General features: G+C 72.7%; 19 protein-coding genes. 9 read left to right on the forward strand and 10 right to left on the reverse strand.

Translation table 11 applies throughout. From position 1 onward, the window contains the following. Positions 1-112 precede the first annotated feature (112 nt). Genes AB0G28_RS47090 through AB0G28_RS47110 form a run of 5 tightly spaced genes read right to left on the reverse strand, consistent with a single transcriptional unit; the run spans position 113 to position 4,821 of the window. Positions 113-1,063, reverse strand: coding sequence for an LLM class F420-dependent oxidoreductase (locus AB0G28_RS47090; RefSeq protein ID WP_361105420.1), 951 nt, complete (start codon positions 1,061-1,063; stop codon positions 113-115). Beyond that, entirely contained in the window at positions 1,060-3,159 is a 2,100-nt protein-coding gene (locus AB0G28_RS47095) for a prolyl oligopeptidase family serine peptidase (protein WP_361105423.1), read from the reverse strand. The genes AB0G28_RS47090 and AB0G28_RS47095 overlap by 4 nt, the downstream gene beginning before the upstream one ends. A gap of 20 nt (positions 3,160-3,179) precedes the next feature. Further along, positions 3,180-4,019 (reverse strand): PPK2 family polyphosphate kinase, encoded by an 840-nt coding sequence (locus AB0G28_RS47100; RefSeq protein WP_361105426.1) that lies wholly within the window; start codon positions 4,017-4,019, stop codon positions 3,180-3,182. A gap of 17 nt (positions 4,020-4,036) precedes the next feature. Then, positions 4,037-4,504, reverse strand: a complete 468-nt coding sequence (locus AB0G28_RS47105; RefSeq protein ID WP_361105429.1) for an SRPBCC family protein — start codon at positions 4,502-4,504, stop codon at positions 4,037-4,039. Continuing rightward, a complete protein-coding gene (locus AB0G28_RS47110) occupies positions 4,501-4,821 on the reverse strand; it encodes a metalloregulator ArsR/SmtB family transcription factor (protein ID WP_361105432.1) in 321 nt (106 codons plus the stop codon). Before AB0G28_RS47110 ends, AB0G28_RS47105 begins: the two co-directional genes overlap by 4 nt. Before the next feature lie 144 nt (positions 4,822-4,965). Here AB0G28_RS47110 and rocD point away from each other — a divergent pair, with 144 nt between their 5' ends. The 3 genes from rocD to AB0G28_RS47125 all read left to right on the forward strand — a co-directional run bounded on the left by rocD (position 4,966) and on the right by AB0G28_RS47125 (position 9,033). Beyond that, a complete protein-coding gene (gene rocD, locus AB0G28_RS47115) occupies positions 4,966-6,198 on the forward strand; it encodes an ornithine--oxo-acid transaminase (protein WP_361105435.1) in 1,233 nt (410 codons plus the stop codon). Positions 6,199-6,296: 98 nt separating this feature from the next. Then, complete coding sequence (locus AB0G28_RS47120; protein WP_361105438.1) at positions 6,297-7,649, forward strand: DUF2252 domain-containing protein; 1,353 nt, start codon at positions 6,297-6,299, stop codon at positions 7,647-7,649. Between the two features lie 82 nt (positions 7,650-7,731). Further along, positions 7,732-9,033 (forward strand): hypothetical protein, encoded by a 1,302-nt coding sequence (locus AB0G28_RS47125; RefSeq protein WP_361105441.1) that lies wholly within the window; start codon positions 7,732-7,734, stop codon positions 9,031-9,033. Here the strand turns inward: AB0G28_RS47125 and AB0G28_RS47130 are convergent. Further along, positions 9,017-9,904, reverse strand: coding sequence for an FAD-dependent oxidoreductase (locus tag AB0G28_RS47130; RefSeq protein WP_361105444.1), 888 nt, complete (start codon positions 9,902-9,904; stop codon positions 9,017-9,019). The genes AB0G28_RS47125 and AB0G28_RS47130 overlap by 17 nt on opposite strands. Positions 9,905-10,002: 98 nt before the next feature. On the opposite strand from AB0G28_RS47130, the gene AB0G28_RS47135 reads away from it, so the two are divergent. Next, positions 10,003-10,554 carry a phosphatase PAP2 family protein gene (locus tag AB0G28_RS47135; RefSeq protein WP_361105471.1) on the forward strand — a complete coding sequence of 184 codons (552 nt, stop codon included), beginning with the start codon at positions 10,003-10,005 and terminating at the stop codon, positions 10,552-10,554. Here the strand turns inward: AB0G28_RS47135 and zapE are convergent. Beyond that, positions 10,508-11,527 (reverse strand): cell division protein ZapE, encoded by a 1,020-nt coding sequence (gene zapE / locus AB0G28_RS47140; RefSeq protein WP_361105447.1) that lies wholly within the window; start codon positions 11,525-11,527, stop codon positions 10,508-10,510. The two genes, AB0G28_RS47135 and zapE, sit on opposite strands and share 47 nt — an antisense overlap. A gap of 81 nt (positions 11,528-11,608) precedes the next feature. Between zapE and AB0G28_RS47145 the strand changes: the two genes are divergently transcribed. The 4 genes from AB0G28_RS47145 to AB0G28_RS47160 all read left to right on the forward strand — a co-directional run bounded on the left by AB0G28_RS47145 (position 11,609) and on the right by AB0G28_RS47160 (position 15,670). Beyond that, positions 11,609-12,355 (forward strand): pyrimidine reductase family protein, encoded by a 747-nt coding sequence (locus tag AB0G28_RS47145; RefSeq protein WP_361105450.1) that lies wholly within the window; start codon positions 11,609-11,611, stop codon positions 12,353-12,355. Next, positions 12,352-12,936, forward strand: a complete 585-nt coding sequence (locus tag AB0G28_RS47150) for a sigma-70 family RNA polymerase sigma factor (protein ID WP_361105452.1) — start codon at positions 12,352-12,354, stop codon at positions 12,934-12,936. Before AB0G28_RS47145 ends, AB0G28_RS47150 begins: the two co-directional genes overlap by 4 nt. Positions 12,937-12,976: 40 nt before the next feature. Continuing rightward, on the forward strand, positions 12,977-14,056 hold the full coding sequence (locus AB0G28_RS47155; RefSeq protein ID WP_361105455.1) for an ATP-dependent DNA ligase: 1,080 nt from the start codon (positions 12,977-12,979) through the stop codon (positions 14,054-14,056). A 69-nt stretch (positions 14,057-14,125) separates the two neighbouring features. Further along, the gene (locus AB0G28_RS47160; RefSeq protein ID WP_361105458.1) at positions 14,126-15,670 is read left to right on the forward strand and encodes an alpha/beta hydrolase; all 1,545 of its coding nucleotides are present in this window, start codon (positions 14,126-14,128) and stop codon (positions 15,668-15,670) included. 142 nt (positions 15,671-15,812) lie between these two features. Here the strand turns inward: AB0G28_RS47160 and AB0G28_RS47165 are convergent, their stop codons facing one another. The 3 genes from AB0G28_RS47165 to AB0G28_RS47175 all read right to left on the reverse strand — a co-directional run bounded on the left by AB0G28_RS47165 (position 15,813) and on the right by AB0G28_RS47175 (position 17,707). Continuing rightward, the gene (locus AB0G28_RS47165; protein WP_361105461.1) at positions 15,813-16,952 is read right to left on the reverse strand and encodes a DUF6596 domain-containing protein; all 1,140 of its coding nucleotides are present in this window, start codon (positions 16,950-16,952) and stop codon (positions 15,813-15,815) included. Positions 16,953-16,958: 6 nt separating this feature from the next. Then, complete coding sequence (locus tag AB0G28_RS47170; protein ID WP_361105464.1) at positions 16,959-17,369, reverse strand: YciI family protein; 411 nt, start codon at positions 17,367-17,369, stop codon at positions 16,959-16,961. A gap of 95 nt (positions 17,370-17,464) precedes the next feature. After that, positions 17,465-17,707, reverse strand: a complete 243-nt coding sequence (locus AB0G28_RS47175) for a DUF2630 family protein (RefSeq protein WP_361105467.1) — start codon at positions 17,705-17,707, stop codon at positions 17,465-17,467. A gap of 85 nt (positions 17,708-17,792) precedes the next feature. On the opposite strand from AB0G28_RS47175, the gene trxA reads away from it, so the two are divergent. Next, on the forward strand, positions 17,793-18,164 hold the full coding sequence (gene trxA, locus AB0G28_RS47180) for a thioredoxin (protein WP_285453827.1): 372 nt from the start codon (positions 17,793-17,795) through the stop codon (positions 18,162-18,164). The last annotated feature ends 120 nt before the right edge of the window (positions 18,165-18,284 follow it).

Genomic DNA, 18,284 nt, shown 5'->3' on the forward strand with positions numbered 1-18,284 from the left:
TGACTGGAGTTCAGAGTTGTGCTCTTCCGATCTGTTGGTTCCACCGAACCCATTGTGGCGTTCGGTGCGTTGGACGCACCGAACGCCACATTGGGGCGCTTGAGAGTCCGGGTCAGCGCGGTGCCAGCCCCCGCACCTGCTCGAACGGGTCCTCCCCGGTCGGCAGCAGCGCGATGATCGGCGTCGTCAGCCCGTTGTCCACATAGGACTGCACCTGTTCCCGGCACGACTCGACACTGCCGTGGATGACCAGCTCGTCGACCACCGAGTCCGGGATCACCTGGTTCGCCTTCTGCCGGTCGCCCGCCGCCCAGGCCTCGTGCATCGGGGCCAGTGCCTCGCCGCGGCCCAGCCACTCGTGGAACGCCGCGTACACCGGGACCGTCAGGTAGCTCGAGATCAGCATCCGGCCCAGGCCCCGCGCCGCGTCGGCGTCTTCCGTCGGGCAGACGAAGATCCGCGCCGCCAGCTCGGCGTCCGGACCCACCACCGAACGCACCTTCGGCACGTCCGAAGCCGCCAGCCAGTTGGTGATCGCGCCGTCCGCTTCCCGCGCCGCCAAGCGCAGCATGCCCGGGCGGAGAGCCGCCAGCATGATCGACGGCGGCGGGTCGGCCGGGCGCTCCAGCCGGAACTTCGACACCGCGAACGTCTCGTACTTCTCGCTGACCTTCTCCCCCGCCAGCGCCGACCGCAGGAAGCGCAACGTGTCGCGAGAGCGCGCGAAGGGCTCTTCGAAGGACGCCGCGTTCCAGCTCGAGACGATCACCGGGGACGACGCGCCGATGCCCAGGACGAACCGGCCCGGCGCCAGCTCCGCCACCGTCGCCGCCTGCATGGCCAGCAGGCCCGGGCCGCGCGTGTACACCGGGACGATCGCCGTGCCCAGCCGCAGCTGCGGCGCCCACTGCGACGCCAGCACCAGCGGCGTGAACGCGTCCGTGCCGGCCGTCTCGGCCGTCCACGCGTCCGTGTAGCCCAGGTCCGGCAGCTGCTCCACCAGTTCGCGGTGCGCCGCCAGCGGCACCCCGGTCAACGGGATCGTGAGGCCCCAGCGGCTCATGCGGTCTCCTTTTCGACGGCGGACAGTTCGCGCAGCAGCCAATCCACCTGCGTGCGCATCAGGTTCTCCGCGACCTCTTCGGCCTGCGGCGTCATGTGGGTGGCGCCGGCCAGCGGCAGGAACACGTGCGCGCGGCCCTTCGCCAGCAACGCCGACGACAGCCGCAGCGCGTGCGCGACGAACACGTTGTCGTCCGCCAGCCCGTGCACGATCAGCAGCGCGCGGCTCAGCTCGCCCGCGCTCTCGATCAGCGAGTTGTGCGCGTAGCTCTCCGGCTCGTCCTGCGGCTTGCCCAGGTAACGCTCGGTGTAGTGCGTGTCGTACAGCGACCAGTCGGTGACCGGCGCGCCCGCGACCGCCGCGTGGAAGACGTCCGGGCGCCGCAGCACCGCCAGCGCCGACAGGTACCCGCCGTAGGACCAGCCCCGGATCGCGACTCGCTCCGGATCCAGCTCCGGGAACCGCGCAACCGCCGCGCGCAGCGCGTCCACCTGGTCCTGCAGCGTGACGTCGGCGAGGCGCCCGGCGATCTCGCGCTCCCAGACCGCGCCACGGCCCGGCGTGCCGCGGCCGTCCGCGACGAGCACCGCGAAGCCCTGGTCGGCCAGCCACTGCGACGTCAGGAACGCGTTGCGGCTCTGCAGCACGCGCTGGGCGTGCGGCCCGCCGTACGGGTCGAGCAGCACCGGCAGCCTGCCTTCGCTCGGCTCGTACCCGCGCGGCAGGAGCAGCGCCGCGCGCAGGCCCCGCTCCCCCAGCGTCAGCCAGGTCAGGTTCGGCACGATATCCGGGTCCACTGTGGACGACTCGATCGACGCCACCGGCGAGCCGTCCCGCAGCACCGAAACGCGCGGGCCGCTGTACTCCAGGCTCCACGACGAAAGCACGGTGATCGCGGCGGTCCCGGACCCGACGTGTACGCCGTCCACAGTGGACAGGCGACGGATCGACGGGCCTTCCGTCCGGAACACGTGGATCTGCGTCGGGTCGTCCTCGGAAGCGCTGAACAGGATCTCGTCGCCGACGTCGAGCACGGCCCGCAGCTGCAGCCCGGCCGGCGTCACGGCCTCGCCGCCGACGAACAGCCGGTGGTCGCCGTCGACCATGCCCTCGGTGACCAGCCTGCCGTCGGGCGTCCACGCCGGGACACCGCCGACGATGTCGATCCAGTGCTGGTCGGCCGCCGTGTGCACGACCGACGTCGAGCCGTCGGTGACGTCCAGGGCGAGGACGTCCATCCGCTTCTGGTCCCGCGGCTGCACGGCCAGCAGCGGCGCGCCGCCGGCCGACCAGTGCACGGAGGCCAGGTACTCCCACTCACCCTGGGCGACATCGACGCGCGAGCCGTCCAGGCCGAGGACCGCCAGCGAAACGAGGGCGTTCGTGGTGCCCGCGGCCGGGTAGGCGACGACGTTGGCCGGGTTCTGCGGGTTGGCCGGGTCGGCGATGGTCCAGCGCGGCACCGGGCCGCGGTCGGAGCGTTCGGCGAGGATGCTGCGACCGTCGGGGGCCCACCAGTAGCCGCGGGTGCGGTCCATCTCCTCGGCGGCGATGAACTCCGCGAGGCCCCAGGCGATGTCCTCGCCGTCCTCCTCGACGAGCACGCGGTCGTCGCCGGTGGCCAGCTCCAGCACGTGCAGCCGCCGCTTCTGCACGTAGGCGACGTGCGTGCCGGTCGGGTCCGGGCGCGGGTCGATCACCGCGCCGTCGACGCGCAGCGTCACCTCGCCCGACGCGAGGTCCAGGGTGTAGAGCTTGCCCGAGAGCGAGAACGCGGCGACCGTGAAACCCGCGTCGACGCCGTAGTGGACGACGCCGCCGCCGGTTTCGCGGGCCCGTTCGCGCCGCGCGCGCTCCTCAGCGGGCAGTTCCTCTTCGCCGGGCAGCAGCTCGACGGCGTCGACGAGCTTCGTCTCGGCGCCGGTCGCCAGGTCGGCCGACCAGAGGCTGTGCCGGGGGTCGGTGCCCGACTCCGCGCGCAGGAACAGCACGCGGGAGCCGTCCGGGGCGACCCGGAACTCCTTCGGCGCGCCGAGGGTGAAGCGCTGGGTCCGGGCCTGCTTGCGGAGGAACGGGAGGTCGTCGGCATCGGTCACGTCCGCACTCTTTCAGACGCTCACGCGGGTGCGCCAACGCCCTTCAGCTTCGCCAGCTCGGCGCCGACGTCGTAGTCCGGGTCGGGGAACTCCGGCCGCAGGTCGGCGAGGGTCTCGATGAGCAGCTCGGCGACGGCCCAGTTGCGGTACCACTTGTGGTCGGCCGGCACCGCGTACCAGGTCGGCGTCTTCTTGAAGATATCCGCGTAGGCCTCCTGGTAGGCGGGCCAGTGCGAGCGCGCGTCGAGGTCGCCCGGGTTGTACTTCCAGCGCTTCTCCGGCCTCACCAGCCGGGCCTTGAGCCGTTTGAGCTGCTCTTCCGGCGAGATGTGCAGGAACACCTTCAGCACGGTCGTGCCCGCCTCGGCCAGCTCCGCTTCGAACGCGTTGATCTCGGCGTACCGGCGGCGCCGCTCGGCCGCGGTGAGCAGCCCGGACACGCGCGGGACCAGGATGTCCTCGTAGTGCGAGCGGTCGAAGACGCCGATCTGCCCGGGCGCGGGCAGCTGCTTGCGGATCCGCCACAGGTAGTCGTGACGCCGTTCGGCCGCCGTGGGCTTCTTGAACGCGGCGTACCGCACGCCCATCGGGTTCACCAGGCCGAGCACGTGGGAGACCGTGCCGCCCTTGCCGGAGGTGTCCATGCCCTGCAGCACCAGCAGGACACTGCGCCGGCCACCGCCGACGCCCTCGGCGAAGAGCGCCTCCTGCAGCGCGGACAGGCGCTCGCCGGCGCTCTCGAGCCCGGCGAGGGCCTTCGCCTTCTTGCCCGGCCCGACCGGGGTCGAGCCCGGGTCCGGCAGCTCCGCGCCGACGCGCAGCGCGTCCCGGACCCGGCTTGCGTCGTCCTTCTTGGCCATCCAGGCACGATAACGGCTCAGGCGGCGGCTTTCTCGGCGAAGAGTTTCAGCAGGCCGCCGTGCCCGCCTTCGGTGGAGACGCCTTCGCGGACCTTCGCCGCGGTCGCGCCGTGCCGTTCGAAGTCCCGGTGCTCCAGTTCGACGCGGGTCGACCGCGGCCCCTCCTCGAGGAATCTGACCTCGATCTCGCTGGCGTACGCCGGGTCCGGGTTGATCTTCCAGTCGCCGTCGATGCGCCACGAAAGGACGACCCGGGCGGGCGGCTCCCAGACGAGCACCTCGCCCCACTGGCACTCGGCGCCGTCGACGGTCCTCTCGTACCAGCGGCCACCCGGCTTGGGCTCCAGGACGGCCTCGGCGAGGTCGGCGTCCCCGAGGTGGTGCTCGCGCGGCCACCAGCTGTCGAAGGCCTCCGTGTAGGTCTTGAACGCGTGCTCGCGCGAACAGGCGACGGTGATCGTCTTGCGGATCGGTTCGAGCGTCATGACGGCTCCTCTTCGGTGGATTCGGCCAAGCGGGCGAAGGACTCCAGCGCGTCCGACCACATGCGGTCCAGGTAGGCGCGCACGGCGGCGATGCCGTCGGGTTCGAGGCGGTAGAGCCGCTTCGTGCCCTCGGCGCGGTCCGCGACCAGGCCGGCCTCCTTGAGCACCTTGAGGTGCTGGGAGACGGCCGGGCGGCTGATCGGCAGGTCCGCGGCCAGCTCGCCGACCGCGCGCGGCCCGGCGCGGAGCGCTTCGACGATCGCGCGCCGCGACGGGTCGGCCAGCGCGGCCAGCTGGTCGCTTCCGTAAGTCGCCACGAACCGTAAGTTACGACTTACCAATGCCATCGTCAACGGTTCTGCACTGTTTCGGGGGTGTGACGCGCAGATTGCGCAACGAACAACGGGTGAAAGCAACGATTCCCGGCTGAACTCTGCGTGTCCGGCCTCTAATCTGAACTCATGACGACGTTCGCCGGCCGGGAGACCGCCGCCCCCACCGCCGCGAGCTTCATCGAGCTCGACGAGCAATGGAGCACGCACAACTACCACCCGCTGCCCGTCGTGATCGCCGAAGCCTCGGGCGCGACGGTGACCGACGTCGAGGGCAAGGACTACCTCGACTTCCTGTCCGGCTACTCGGCCCTGAACTTCGGCCACCGCCACCCGGACCTGATCGCCGCCGCCGTCGAACAGCTCGGCCGCGTCACGCTGACGTCGCGGGCGTTCCACCACGACCAGCTCGGCCTGTTCTGCCGCGAGCTGGCCGAGCTGACCGGCACCGAGCTGGTGCTGCCGATGAACTCCGGCGCCGAGGCCGTCGAGTCGGCGGTCAAGATCGCGCGCAAGTGGGCGCACCGGGTGAAGGGCGTGCCGGACGGCACCGCCGAGATCATCGTCGCCGGCTCGAACTTCCACGGCCGGACCACCACGATCGTGTCGTTCTCGACGGACGAGACCGCCCGCGCGGACTTCGGCCCCTTCACGCCGGGCTTCGTCACCGTGAAGTACGGCGACGCCGCCGCGCTGCGCGACGCCATCACCCCGCGCACCGCCGCGGTGCTCCTGGAGCCGGTGCAGGGCGAGGCCGGCGTCATCGTGCCGCCGGAGGGCTACTTCGCCGAGGTCCGGCAGGCCTGCGACGACCACGGCGTCCTGCTGATCGCCGACGAGATCCAGTCCGGGCTGGCCCGCACCGGCACCGTTCTGGCGCTGGACCACGAAGGCGTCCGCGCCGACGTCTACACCCTCGGCAAGGCCCTCGGCGGCGGCATCCTGCCGGTGTCGGCGGTCGTCGGGCGGCGGGACGTGCTCGGCGTGCTCAAGCCGGGCGAGCACGGCTCGACCTTCGGCGGCAACCCCCTGGCCTGCGCGGTCGGCCGGGCGGTCGTCCGGCTGCTGAACACGGGCGAGTTCCAGCAGCGGGCCGCCGAACTCGGCGCCCACCTGCACGACCGGCTGACCGCGCTGATCGGCAACGGCCTGTCCGAGGTCCGCGGCCGCGGGCTGTGGGCCGGCATCGACATCGCCCCCGGCGGCCCTTCGGGTCGCGAGGCGTCGGAGGCCCTGGCCACCCGCGGCGTGCTGTGCAAGGAGACGCACGAGCGCACCCTGCGCGTCGCCCCGCCGCTGGTGATCACCCGCGCGGAGCTGGACCGCGGCATCGACGCGATCGCCGAGGTCATCCGCCCCTGAAACCACCGGATGCCGCCGGGTGAGCCTCCCGCCCCGGCGGCATCCGGGAGCACACCGCCTTCGGGAGAAGAAGGTCCGCTTCGGACGTTGTGCCCGGTATGGGATCTTGGGTGGAACGGCCGCTCGTCGGCACGGACAGCGTGACGCCGGCCGAGCTGTACGAACAGGGGAAGCGGCTTCGGGAGAAGACGCCGGTCACGGCACACGACCACGAGGTCGCCGGGAAAGACCGGCCGACCCCGCACCAGTACTTCGAGGCCACCCACGCGGGACGGCTGCCCGAGCTGATCGAGCTGCGGCGGGAACGGATGCGCACGTCACCGTTCACGTTCTTCCGCGGCGCCGCCGGGCTGATGGGCGCCGACCTCGCCGGCACGCCGTCGTCCGGGGTCACCGCACAGCTCTGCGGGGACGCGCACGCGGCGAACTTCGGGCTCTACGGCACGCCCGAGGGCAAGATCGTGATGGACATCAACGACTTCGACGAGACCGTGCCGGGTCCGTGGGAGTGGGACCTCAAGCGGCTCGCCGCCAGCCTGGTGCTCGCCGGCCGCGAAGGCGGCATCGGCGAGGCCGGCTGCCGCGAGGCCGCCGAAGACGCCGTGAAGTCCTACCGCCGCACCATCCGGGCGCTGGCCGAGCTGCCGTTCCTGCGGTCGTGGAACGCGCTGCCGGACTCCTCGGTGCTGTCGAAGGCCCGCGCCGACGAACTGATCGACGACTTCGCCGACGCGGCGGAGAAGGCGCGAAGGAACGACAGCGCGAAGGTCGCGGCGAAGTGGACCGAGCGCGTCGACGACCACGTGACCGGCCTGGCACGGCACCGGTTCGTCGAAGACCCGCCGGTGCTGACGCACGTCGGCGAAGCCACCGCGGAGGCCGTCGCCGCCGGACTGGTGTCCTATGTGGACACCTTGCGCGAGTCGCGGCGCACGCTGATCGCGCGCTACCGGATCGCCGACGTCGCCTTCCGCGTGGTCGGCACGGGCAGTGTCGGGCTGCGCAGCTACGTCGTCCTGTTGCACGGCAACGACGACGAAGACCTGATCCTGCAGGTGAAGCAGGCACAGAAACCCGCGCTGGCGCCCTACCTGGGCCTCCCCGCGGCGGAGCACGAAGGCCGCCGGATCGTCGACGGCGCCCGGCTGGTGCAGGCCGAGACGGACATCCTGCTCGGCTGGACCACGATCGACGGCGTGCCGTACATCGTGCGGCAGTTCCGGAACCTCAAGGGCGACATCAACCCCGCGGACCTGGAGAAGGACCACCTCGACGACTACGGCAGGCTGGCCGGGGCGCTGCTCGCCCGCGCCCACACGCGGTCGCTGCACCCGAAGCTCCTCGCCGGCTACTTCGCCGCCGACTCCGAGCTGGATGAGGCGATGGGCGCGTATGCCGTGCGCTATGCCGACCGAACGGAAGCCGATCATGCCGCCTTCTCCCGCAACTGACGGACAGTTTGCCGGTCAACCCTGGAGATCGACTTCCCCGCCGTGCTAGATGTGCGCGCACAGGTGACGGCGAGGAGGCGGCGTGGCGGATCTCAAACGGCGTTCGGTGCTCACGGGCGCGGTCGCGACGGCCCTGGCGGCCACCGCGACACCCGCCCTGGCTGCTCCCCCGCGGCGGGCGTTCCGGCTGGGTGTCAACTACACGCCGTCGACGCGCTGGTTCCACATGTGGGAGGACTGGCGCGAAACCGACCTGCGGCGCGACCTCGACGACATCGCCGCGCTCGAGCTCGACCACATCCGGCTCATGCTGCTGTGGTCGGCCTTCCAGCCCGAGCCGGCGTTGGTGAGCGGGGAGAAGCTCGACCGGCTGAGCCGGTTCCTGGACCTGGCCGGCGCGGCCGGGCTGGACGTCGAGGTCACGGTGTTCAACGGTCACATCTCGGCCCGCTACTGGACGCCGAACTGGCTGCAGACGACACCGAAGCCGGTCAACTGGTTCACCGACCCGGCCGCCCTCGACGCGCAGCGCGTGCTGCTGACGGCCCTGGCGGCGCGGATCGGGAACCATCCGCGGTTCCTCGGCTTCGACCTGTCGAACGAGCCGTACTACTACTGGGACGACTATGCCGGGCTGTTCGTCACCCAGGCGCAGGCCGACGCGTGGGCGCGCACGCTGTGCGAGACGGCCGAAAGCGTCGCCCCGGGGAAGGAGCACACGGTCGGCTGCGACCGCGCGCCGTGGGACAACGGCACCTACTTCACCCGCCCCGGGCTGGCGGACGCGGGGAACGTGGTGGCGATCCACCCGTGGACGTCGTTCTCCGGCACGCTGAAGACGGACCCGCTGGGCGCGGTCGCCACGCACAACGCGGAACGGCTGATCCAGGTGGCGCAGGCGTACGCGACGGACCCGGCGCGCCGGGCGTGGATCCAGGAGGACGGCGCGGCGCCGTCGATCCACTTCAGCGACACGACCCGGCCGCAGTACGGCGAATGGCTGTCCCGCTCGATCCGCAACGCGGCTTCCTGCACCCACACGCTCGGCTTCACCTGGTGGTGCTCGCACGACGTGAACCCCGCGCTGGTCCCCAACCTCAACCCCCTGGAGTACGACCTGGGGCTGTACACGAACGACCGCAAGCTGAAGCCCGCCGGCCAGGCGCTGAAGGCGCTGGTGGCGGAGTTCGACCGGACCCCGCCCGCCCCTCGGCCGCGCACGAAGGCGATCGTCATCCCGGACCTCTTCCCGACCTGGGGCAACGACCGGTTCTTCAAGCTGGCCACCGAAGGCCGGCGGGTGGCGTTCGTCCTGCAGAGCCGCGCATCGGACGCGAACTACCTTCGCGCCCGCGGCATCACCGAGCTCATCCAGCTGCTGTGACCAGCTCGGCGACGTCCGCCGCACAGCCCCAGGCCAGGGTGATCCCCGCGCCGCCGTGGCCGTAGCAGTGCACCACGTCGCCGGCCCGCTCCAGCCGGACCTCGCGGCGGAACGGGCGCAGGCCCACGAGCGACCGCAGCACCTCGGCGTCCGCCAAGCGGGGTTCGAGCGCCCGGCAGCGGCGCAGGATGTCCGCCGTCACCGCCGGGTTCGGCTCGGTGTCGCCGCGGCCGGGCTCTTCGGTGCCGCCGCACACGACGTGGGTGCCGTGCGGGATCACGTACGTCACGCCAGGGCCCGTCTCGTCGACCGCGAACTCCGCCAGGCCCGGGTCGGCGAGGTGCACGACCTGGCCGCCGACCGGGACCATCGCGTCGTCGCCCGCCAAGGGACCCGCGCCGAGACCCGCCGCGTTGACCACGACGTCGGCGTCGAACCCGGACAGCGACGTCACGGGCCGGTACTCGGCCCGCACCCCCAGCTCGCCGGCCCGCTCGAGGAGCCAGGCCAGGTAGACCGGTGTGTCGACCACCGCCGTCGTGAACTCCACGCGGTCGCCGTCGCGGGCCGCGTCGTCCACCGCCGCGAGCCACTGCGGGTCCGGGTCGCCCGCCGCGAGCAGCACGCCGCCGCGGCGGAAGCGCACGCCGGGCGCGTCCTGCCCGCGGAACACCTCGAGGCTCGCCGCGGTCCACCGCACGATCCGCTCGTCCGGCCGCTTCACCGGCGGGTACACCACCCCACCGGCGATCGCCGACGTCGACCCGGCGGGCGGGGCCGCCGCCACGACCGTGACGTCGTGTCCCGCTTCGGCCAGCCGGTACGCGCTGCTCAGCCCGACGATCCCGGCCCCGACGACTGTGACCCGCATCCGCTCCTCCCAAGTCGTTCCCCCGCATGGTGGCGCACGCGCTCGGCCGGCCGCGGCCCGGGGGCGCGATTACCCTCGCCAGGGTGAGGACGATCCGGGTGCCCGCCGTGGTCTGCGGCCTGCTGGCGCTGCTGCTGGGCCTGCCGTTCGCCGGCGGGACGACGCCCGGCACCGTCGACAGCGCCTTCGCCGGAGCGGTGGCGCACCTGAGCCCCGGCGTGTTGCGGGCCCTGGTCATCCCGACCGAGCCGTACGTGGTGATCGCGCTGGGCCTGCTGGCCGTCGTCCTGTGCCTGCGCGCCGGACGGCGAACGGAGGCGGTCCTCGCGCTCGCCGTGCCGGTGGTGGCGATCCTGCTGACGGGCTGGCTGCTCAAACCGCTGTACGACCGCTGGAAGAACGGCACCCTGGTCTACCCCAGCGGCCACACGGTGAGCCTGGTGGCGGTGCTGACGGTGCTCGTCCTGGTCACCCGCCGGGCGATCGTGGTGGTGCTGGCGGCGGTGGCCCTGCTGGCCGCGACGGCCGGGCTGGTCGGGATGGGCTACCACTACCTGACCGACGTCGCGGGCGGCACGCTGTTCGCGGTCGCCGTCGTCCTGCTCAGCTGGCCGGTGCCGCGTCGCGAGCCAGTGCCGTCAAGCGGCTGACCGCGCGCAGGTACTTCTTGCGGTAGCCGCCCTCGACCATCTCCTCGGTGAACAGCGACGGCAGCGGCTCGCCCGAGACCACCACCGGGATCGCCCGGTCGTAGAGCCGGTCGGCGAAGGCGACCAGCCGCAGGGCCACGTTCTGGTCCGGCGCCGGGTGGACGCCGCGCAGGTGCACCCGGGTGACGCCGTCCAGCAGCCGCCCGTAGCGCGACGGGTGCAGCGAAGCCAAGTGCGCGCACAACGCGTCGAAGTCGTCCACAGTGGACCCTTCGTGCGCGGCGGCGGACGACTCCAGCTCGTCGGGCGAGACCGGCGGCGGCGCGTCCGGCAGGCCGCGGTGGCGGTAGTCCGGCCCGTCGACGCGCACCACGCCGAACCGCGCCGACAGCGACTGGATCTCGCGCAGGAAGTCCTCGGCGGCGAACCGGCCCTCGCCCAGCTTCTCCGGCAGCGTGTTCGACGTCGCCGCGACGTACACCCCCGCGTCCATCAGCTCCTGCAGCAGCCGCGTGACCAGCGTCGTGTCGCCCGGGTCGTCCAGCTCGAACTCGTCGATCGCCAGCAGCCGGTGCTCCGACAGCCGCCGCACGGCCTCGGCGAAGCCCAGCGCGCCGACCAGGTGCGTCAGCTCGACGAACGTGCCGTACGCCTTGGGCGACGGCGCCGCGTGCCACGTCGAGGCGAGCAGGTGGGTCTTGCCGACGCCGAACCCGCCGTCGAGGTAGAGCCCCATCGGCCCGGACGGCTCCGGCGAACCGCCGAAGAGCTTGAAGCGCTTCTTCTCCCGGCGCGCGCCGACCTTCGCCGCGAACGCCGAGCAGGCCTCGACCGCGGCGGCCTGGCTGGGCTCGTCGGGATTCGGGAGGTACGTGTCGAAGCGGACGGCGTCGAAGCGCGGCGGCGGCACCAGCGCGCCGATCAGCTCGTCGGCGGACAGCTCGGGACGGCGGCCGGTCAGGTGCACGGGCATGGTCGCAGAGCCTATCCGCGCCCGCAGTGCCGCTGAGCGGGTATATCCCCCGGTAGAGACGTGTTTCACGCTCATGCTGGGATGATCAACGTGCGGAGTGTGTGGCCCCTGGCGACGGGCGAACTGACGGGCGCGGACCTCGAAGAGATCTACGCCTACCCGGCGGACCTGGACCGGCCCTGGGTCCAGGTGAACTTCGTCGCGTCCGCCGACGGCGCCGTCGAGGTCGACACGACGTCGGCGGCCCTGTCGCACGCCGCCGACCGGGCGGTCTTCCTCCTCGGCCGCGACCTCGCCGACGTCGTCCTGGTCGGCGCCGGGACCGCCCGCGCCGAGAACTACCGCGGGGTCGTCGCGGGCGCGAAACGGCTGGAGCGCCGGCGCCGGCTCGGGTTCGCCGGAGTCCCGCCGATCGCCGTCGTGACGCGCACCGCGGACCTCGATCCCGCGTCGCGGCTGTTCACCGAAACCGCCGTGCCCCCGATCGTGGTCACCACGGACACCGCGGACACGCGCGCCCTGGAAGCCGCCGGCGCGGAGGTCGTCCGGGCCGGTCACGACGACGTCGACCTGCCGCGCGCGCTGGACCTGCTCGCCGCCCGCGGGCTGCGCCGCATCGACTGCGAAGGCGGCCCCGGGCTCTTCGGCCGGCTCGTCGAGGCCGACCTCGTCGACCAGCTGTGCCTCACCGTCGCGCCGCTGCTCGTGGGCGGGCCGGCGGGCCGGATCGCGGCGGGTCCGCACGCGGTGCCGCGCCGGCTCGCCCTGGCGTCGATCCTCGTCGAAGACGGCTTCACGTTCCTGCGCTACCGCCGGGCCACCGGATGAGCGACGACGCCGACCTGCTCGAACGGGCCGCGGGCGGCGACCACACGGCGTTCGGCGCGCTGGTCCGGCGGCACACGCCCCGGATGTACCGGGTCGCGCTGCGGATCACCGGCTGCGCGGCCGAGGCCGAGGACGTCGTCCAAGACTCGTGGCTCGCGGCGTGGCGCTCCCTCGCCGGCTTCCGGCAGGAGGCCGCCGTGTCGACCTGGCTGTACCGGGTGGTCACCAACAGCGCGCTGGCGCTGCTGCGCCGTCGCCGTCCGACCATCTCGCTGGACGCGCCGGACCCGGCGTCCACTTTGGACAGCCCGTCGCTGGCCGTGCCGGGCCCCGAGGGCCGCGTGGTGCGGGCCGAAGAGGTCGACGCGGTGCTGCGGGCGATCGGCAGGCTCGAGGTGTCCCAGCGCGTGCCGCTCGTGCTGCGCGAGCTGGAAGGCCTGAGCTACGAAGAGGTCGCCGAAGTGCTCGACGTGAACGTCGTCGCCCTGCGGTCCCGGCTGCACCGGGCCAGGTCGGCACTGCTCGCCGAGCTGGCCCGGTCCAGGACGACTTCGTGCGGGGTGACGCCCCGAACCCGGTGAAACGCGTGCGCCGGGCGCCGATGTTCCGCAGAATGCGGGCATGCCCCTACCGCTGCAGCCGCCGTTGAAGCCGATGCTCGCCAAGCCCGCGAAGGCCATCCCGGACTCCGGCGGCCTGCTGTTCGAACCGAAGTGGGACGGCTTCCGCTGCATCGTCTTCCGCGACGGCGACGAGCTGTACCTGCAGTCCCGCGCGGAAAAGCCGCTCGACCGGTACTTCCCCGAAGCCGTCGCGCGGCTGCTGGAGGTCCTGCCCCCGCGGGTCGTGCTGGACGGCGAGCTCGTCGTCGCCCGCGGCGGGCGGCTGGATTTCGACGCGCTCACCGAACGGATCCACCCGGCCGAAAGCCGGATCACGCTGCTGGCCGCCGAGCAACCCGCCCAGTTCGTCGCCTTCGACGTCCTCGCGCTCGGCGACGAGTCCCTGCTCGACGAACCGACGTCCGTGCGCCGCGAACGGCTCGTCGAGCTGGCCGGCGACCGGTTCCCGCTCACCCCGGCCACCACCGACCCGGACACCGCGCGGCACTGGTTCGAGCTGTTCGAAGGGGCCGGCCTCGACGGCGTCATCGGCAAGCCCCTGGAAGAGCCCTACAGCCCCGGCAAACGCGTGATGGTCAAGTACAAGCACCTCCGCACCGCGGACTGCGTGCTCGCCGGGCTGCGCTGGCACGTCGACGGCGGCCCGGGCGACCTGGTCGGGTCCTTCCTCCTCGGCCTGCACGACGAGAAGGGCGTGTTGCACCACGTCGGCACCGTCGGGTCGTTCCCCAAGGAGCGGCGCCGCGAGCTGGCCGAAGAGCTCGCGCCGCTGATCACCGACGGCGAGGACCACCCGTGGGGCGGCCGGGCCACCGGCGAGGCCCAGCGGATCCCGGGCGGCATCACCCGCTGGCGCGCCACCGAGCACGAATGGGTGCCGCTGCGCCCCGAGCGCGTCGTCGAGGTCGCCTACGAGAACACCGAGGGCGGCATGCCGTCGCGGTTCCGCCACAACGCGCGGTTCGTGCGGTGGCGGCCGGACCGCGAGCCGGCGTCGTGCGACTACAGCCAGCTGGACGAGCCCGCCCGCTACGACCTCGACGCCGTTTTCCGCGGCCAGGTGGTCCGGACCCGCTAACCCTCGTCCCACACCGGCCGTGCGAAGCTCGGCCGTACCCTGCCCTTGATCGACGTGAGGATCCCGCCCGTGCGCCGCCGTACCCGTCTCCTGGCCGCGCTGCTCGCCCTGGCCTCCGCCGCGGGCTGCGCCGCGGGGCCGTCGGTCCGCCCGGCGCTGGTCGAGAACGACGGGAAGACGACCGGCAGCACGCCCACCGCGTCACCCGGGGTGCCGCTGCCGCCGCTGGCCGGACCGCAGTCGCCGACGCTGAAGTGGGCCGACTGCGACGACGACACCCGCCAGCGGATCGGCGCCCCCGGCGTCCCGGACGGCCTGCACTTCACGTGTGCCCGCGTCACCACGCCGCTGGACGCCCCCGGCGAGCCCCGGCGCTCGGTGATGCGGCTGCTGGCGCTGAAGGCCGGCAACGGCCCGGTGCCGCTGGTCGTGGTGAACGACGTCGACGGCGACCCGGGCACCGTGTACGCGGCGCGGCTGGCCGCGACGCTGCCGCCGTCGTTCCTGGAGAAGTTCTCGCTGATCGGCCTCGACCGGCGCGGCACCGGGCTCTCCGGCGCCGTCCAGTGCGTGCCCGCCGACACCCGGCCCCGGCTCATCGACGCCGACCCGGCGGAAGGCGGCCTGCAGGACGTCCTGGACGCGGCCCGCAAGGCCGGCCAGCAGTGCGCCATCGAACTGGACGACGCCCAGACCGCGCTGGACAGCTGGCGCGGCGCCGGCGACCTCGACGAGCTGCGCAAGCAGCTGGGCATGGACCGGCTCGACGCGATCGGCCACGGCGACGGCTCCAAGGTGCTGTCCGAGTACGCCGTGCGCTTCCCCGCCCAGGTCGGGCGCATGGTGCTCGACGGCGTCCCCGACCCGGGCGCGGACACGGCCGCGGTCCTCGACGCCGTCGCCGCCGCCGCCCAGTCCACCTGGGACGCGTTCGCCGCGGACTGCGCGGCCCGCCACTGCGCGCTCGGCGACCCGAAAGCCGCCCTGACCGCGCTCCCCGCCCAGCTCCGGCACGCGCAGCTCTCGACCGACGAAGGCGTCCCCTTCGGCCCGGGGATCGCGATGTTCGCCGTCTACTCGGGACTCTCGCAGCGGTCGCGGTGGCCGGAGCTGGCCGACGCGATCGCCGCGGCCGGCACCGGCAACATCGGCCCGCTCGCCGCGTTCGCCGCGCCGGTGCTGCACGACACGCGCGCCCAGCCGTCGCGGCTCGACGCGGCCATCGCGACCCGCTGCAACGACAGCCAGACACGGCTCTCGGCCGACCAGCTCGACCAGGTCGCGGCCGGGATGCGCACCAAGTACCCGCAGTTCGGGATGGTCGTCGCCCAGCAGCTGGCCTGGTGCGGCCCGTGGCCGGTGCGCACCGAACCACTGCCGCCGGCGGGCGCCCCGGGCGTCCCGCCGATCCTGGTCGCGGCGACCGCGACCGACCCGGTCACGCCCCAGGTCGGCAGCACCCGCGCCGCCGACCAGATGCCGTCGGCGGTGACGATCACCTGGCAGGGCGCGGGCCACGGCGCCCTCGGCACCTCCCCCTGCGTCACCGAAGCAGCCCGCGCCTTCCTGATCGACGGCAAAATCCCCACCGACGGCACCCTCTGCCCCGCCTGACCCGTGTTCGAAGGGTCAGCACGCGTGATGGAAGGGTCATCTCCCGTGATTGAAGGGTCGACACGGCACTGACGCCGTGTCGACCCTTCAATCACGCGTGTCGACTCCTCAATCACGCGTGTCGGCTTCTCGATCACGCCGGTCAGCGGCGGGTGTTGAGGCGGGCGGCCTGGCGGGTCAGGTGGTCGACCTCCGCGAGGCTTGACGCCTTTTTCGCCGCTTCCGCGTACAGCTTCGCCGCTGTGGCCAGGTCGCCGTCGCGCTCGTGGAGGTACGCCGACACCGCCGCGTAGCGGGGCAGGGTTTCGTCCAGCTCGGCGAGCGCTGCCAGGCCGGCGCGCGGGCCGTCGGCCTCGCCGACCGCCACCGCGCGGTTCAGCCGGACCACCGGGCTGTCGGTCAGCCGGGCCAGCTCGTCGTACCACTCGACGATCTGCACCCAGTCGGTCTCCGCCGCGTCGGGTGCGTCGGCGTGCAGGGCGGCGATGGCGGCCTGGGCCTGGAACTCGCCCAGCCGGTCGCGGGCCAGCGCCGCCTGCAGGATCTCGACGCCCTCGGCGATCAGCGCCGTGTCCCACCGGGACCGGTCCTGGTCGGCCAGCGGGACGAGCCGGCCGTCGGGCTCGGTCCGCGTCGCCCGCCGCGCGTGGTGCAGCAGCATGAGGGCCAGCAGCCCCGCCACCTCGGGGTGGTCGATCGCCGCCGCGAGCTGCCGGGTGAGCCGGATGGCCTCGGCGGCCAGGTCGACGTCCCCGGAGTAGCCCTCGTTGAAGACCAGGTAGAGCACGCGCAGCACGGTCGCGACGTCGCCGGGCTGGTCGAACCGCACCCCCGCCACGGTCCGCTTCGCCCGGCTGATGCGCTGCGCCATGGTCGCCTCGGGCACCAGGTACGCCTGGGCGATCTGGCGGGTGGTCAGCCCGCCGACGGCGCGCAGCGTGAGCGCGACCGCCGACGACGGCGTCAGCGACGGGTGGGCGCACAGGAAGTACAGCTGCAGCGTGTCGTCCACGGTGGCCGCGGGCCCGGGCGGCACCTCCACGTCGACGACGTCTTCACGCCGCCGCCGCGCGGTGTCCGCCCGGGTCGCGTCCAGGAACTTGCGCCAGGCCACCGTGACCAGCCAGCCCTTGGGGTCACGCGGCGGCTCGGCCTCCCACGCGCGGAGCGCCTCGACCAGCGCGTCCTGGACGGCGTCCTCGGCCGACGCGAAGTCGGCTCCACGGCGGACGAGGATCGTCAGGACACCCGGGGTGAGGCTCCGGAGCAGGGTTTCGTCCACGCGCCCCTACTCCGTGATGGTGGGCGGCTCGGCCATGAACGGGCGCAGCTCCAGCCACTCGTGGATCGGCTCCCCGCCCGGCCCCGGCGCCGCCGACAGCTCGCCGGCCAGTTCGACCGCCCGCTCGTAGCTGTCGACGTCGATCACCATCCAGCCGGCGATGAGGTCCTTGGTCTCGGGGAAGGGACCGTCGGTGACCGGCGGCTTTCCCTCGCCGTCGTAGCGGACGAACGTGCCCTCGGGGGCGAGTGCCTGGGCGTCGACGAACTCGCCGGTGCCCTCCAGCTTCTTCGCGAAGTCCCGCATGTACTGGACGTGGGCGGTGACCTCCTCCGGCTTCCACTGGTCGATGGTCGTGTCGCAATTGGCCGGGGCCGGCGCGCCGCGGTAGTGCTTGAGCAGCAGGTACTTGGCCATGGTGGTGCTCCCTCGGTGTCTCGGCGGCCCATTCTGGCCGCTCTCACCCCGGAGACGGAGCCGGTTCCGGGTTCTCGACATCGCCCGCCGAAGATTTATTGGCGGTAGGACTCGACCTCGGAGACGGGGCGGGCGGTGGCCTCGTCCGGGTTCTCGTGGAACTCCGTTTTGGCGCGCCGCTGCCGGAGCAGGTCCCAGCACTGGTCGAGCTGCTGCTCCACCGAGGTGAGCCGGTCGCGGTCGTCGCCGCTCAGCCCCACGCCGACCGAGCGCGACCGCAGCTCGTGCTCCTCCGCGATCAGTTCGTCGATCCGGCCCAGGATCTCGCCGTCGGCCATCTGTTCCTCCTCTTCACGGGTGCTCGATGCCAGACGCTACCCCGGCCCCGGGAATTCCCGCCGTGCCCACGTCGTTGACCAGGTCATGAGCACCGTTGAGCTGACCGCCGAGAACTTCGACCAGACGGTAACCGACAACGAGTTCGTCCTGATCGACTTCTGGGCGAGCTGGTGCGGGCCGTGCCGCCAGTTCGCGCCGGTCTACGAGAAGGCGTCCGAGAAGCACGACGACATCGTGTTCGCGAGTGTCGACACCGAAGCGCAGCAGCAGCTCGCCGCCGCCTTCGACGTCCGCTCCATCCCGACGCTGGCCATCATCCGCGACAAGACGCTGATCTACGCCCAGCCCGGCGCGCTGCCCGAGCCCGCCCTCGAGGAGCTGATCAAGCAGGCTCGCGAGGTCGACATGGCCGAGGTCAAGCGCAAGGCCGCCGAAGCCGAGGCCGAACAGGCCTGACCACCGTGCCGTGAAGGCCTCCTTACCGGCCATAAGAGCCGGTAAGGAGGCCTTCACGGCTTTTCAGGACCTGGTCGCCAGGCCGCGCAGGAAGAACGCCAGGTTGGCCGGGCGCTCGGC

Origin of the sequence: Amycolatopsis sp. NPDC021455, assembly GCF_040640995.1 — a bacterium.
In the GTDB taxonomy this organism is placed as follows: Bacteria; Actinomycetota; Actinomycetes; order Mycobacteriales; family Pseudonocardiaceae; genus Amycolatopsis.

Bases quoted from the DNA above. Each gene is read 5' to 3' on its own strand.
- AB0G28_RS47145 (WP_361105450.1), top strand. From the start codon at position 11,609: ATGATCAACGTGCGGAGTGTGTGGCCCCTGGCGACGGGCGAACTGACG.
- AB0G28_RS47155 (WP_361105455.1), top strand. From the start codon at position 12,977: ATGCCCCTACCGCTGCAGCCGCCGTTGAAGCCGATGCTCGCCAAGCCC.
- AB0G28_RS47170 (WP_361105464.1), bottom strand. From the start codon at position 17,369: ATGGCCAAGTACCTGCTGCTCAAGCACTACCGCGGCGCGCCGGCCCCG.
- AB0G28_RS47090 (WP_361105420.1), bottom strand. From the start codon at position 1,063: ATGAGCCGCTGGGGCCTCACGATCCCGTTGACCGGGGTGCCGCTGGCG.
- AB0G28_RS47130 (WP_361105444.1), bottom strand. From the start codon at position 9,904: ATGCGGGTCACAGTCGTCGGGGCCGGGATCGTCGGGCTGAGCAGCGCG.
- AB0G28_RS47175 (WP_361105467.1), bottom strand. From the start codon at position 17,707: ATGGCCGACGGCGAGATCCTGGGCCGGATCGACGAACTGATCGCGGAG.
- zapE (WP_361105447.1), bottom strand. From the start codon at position 11,527: ATGCCCGTGCACCTGACCGGCCGCCGTCCCGAGCTGTCCGCCGACGAG.
- AB0G28_RS47105 (WP_361105429.1), bottom strand. From the start codon at position 4,504: ATGACGCTCGAACCGATCCGCAAGACGATCACCGTCGCCTGTTCGCGC.
- rocD (WP_361105435.1), top strand. From the start codon at position 4,966: ATGACGACGTTCGCCGGCCGGGAGACCGCCGCCCCCACCGCCGCGAGC.
- trxA (WP_285453827.1), top strand. From the start codon at position 17,793: ATGAGCACCGTTGAGCTGACCGCCGAGAACTTCGACCAGACGGTAACC.
- AB0G28_RS47150 (WP_361105452.1), top strand. From the start codon at position 12,352: ATGAGCGACGACGCCGACCTGCTCGAACGGGCCGCGGGCGGCGACCAC.
- AB0G28_RS47100 (WP_361105426.1), bottom strand. From the start codon at position 4,019: ATGGCCAAGAAGGACGACGCAAGCCGGGTCCGGGACGCGCTGCGCGTC.
- AB0G28_RS47120 (WP_361105438.1), top strand. From the start codon at position 6,297: ATGGGATCTTGGGTGGAACGGCCGCTCGTCGGCACGGACAGCGTGACG.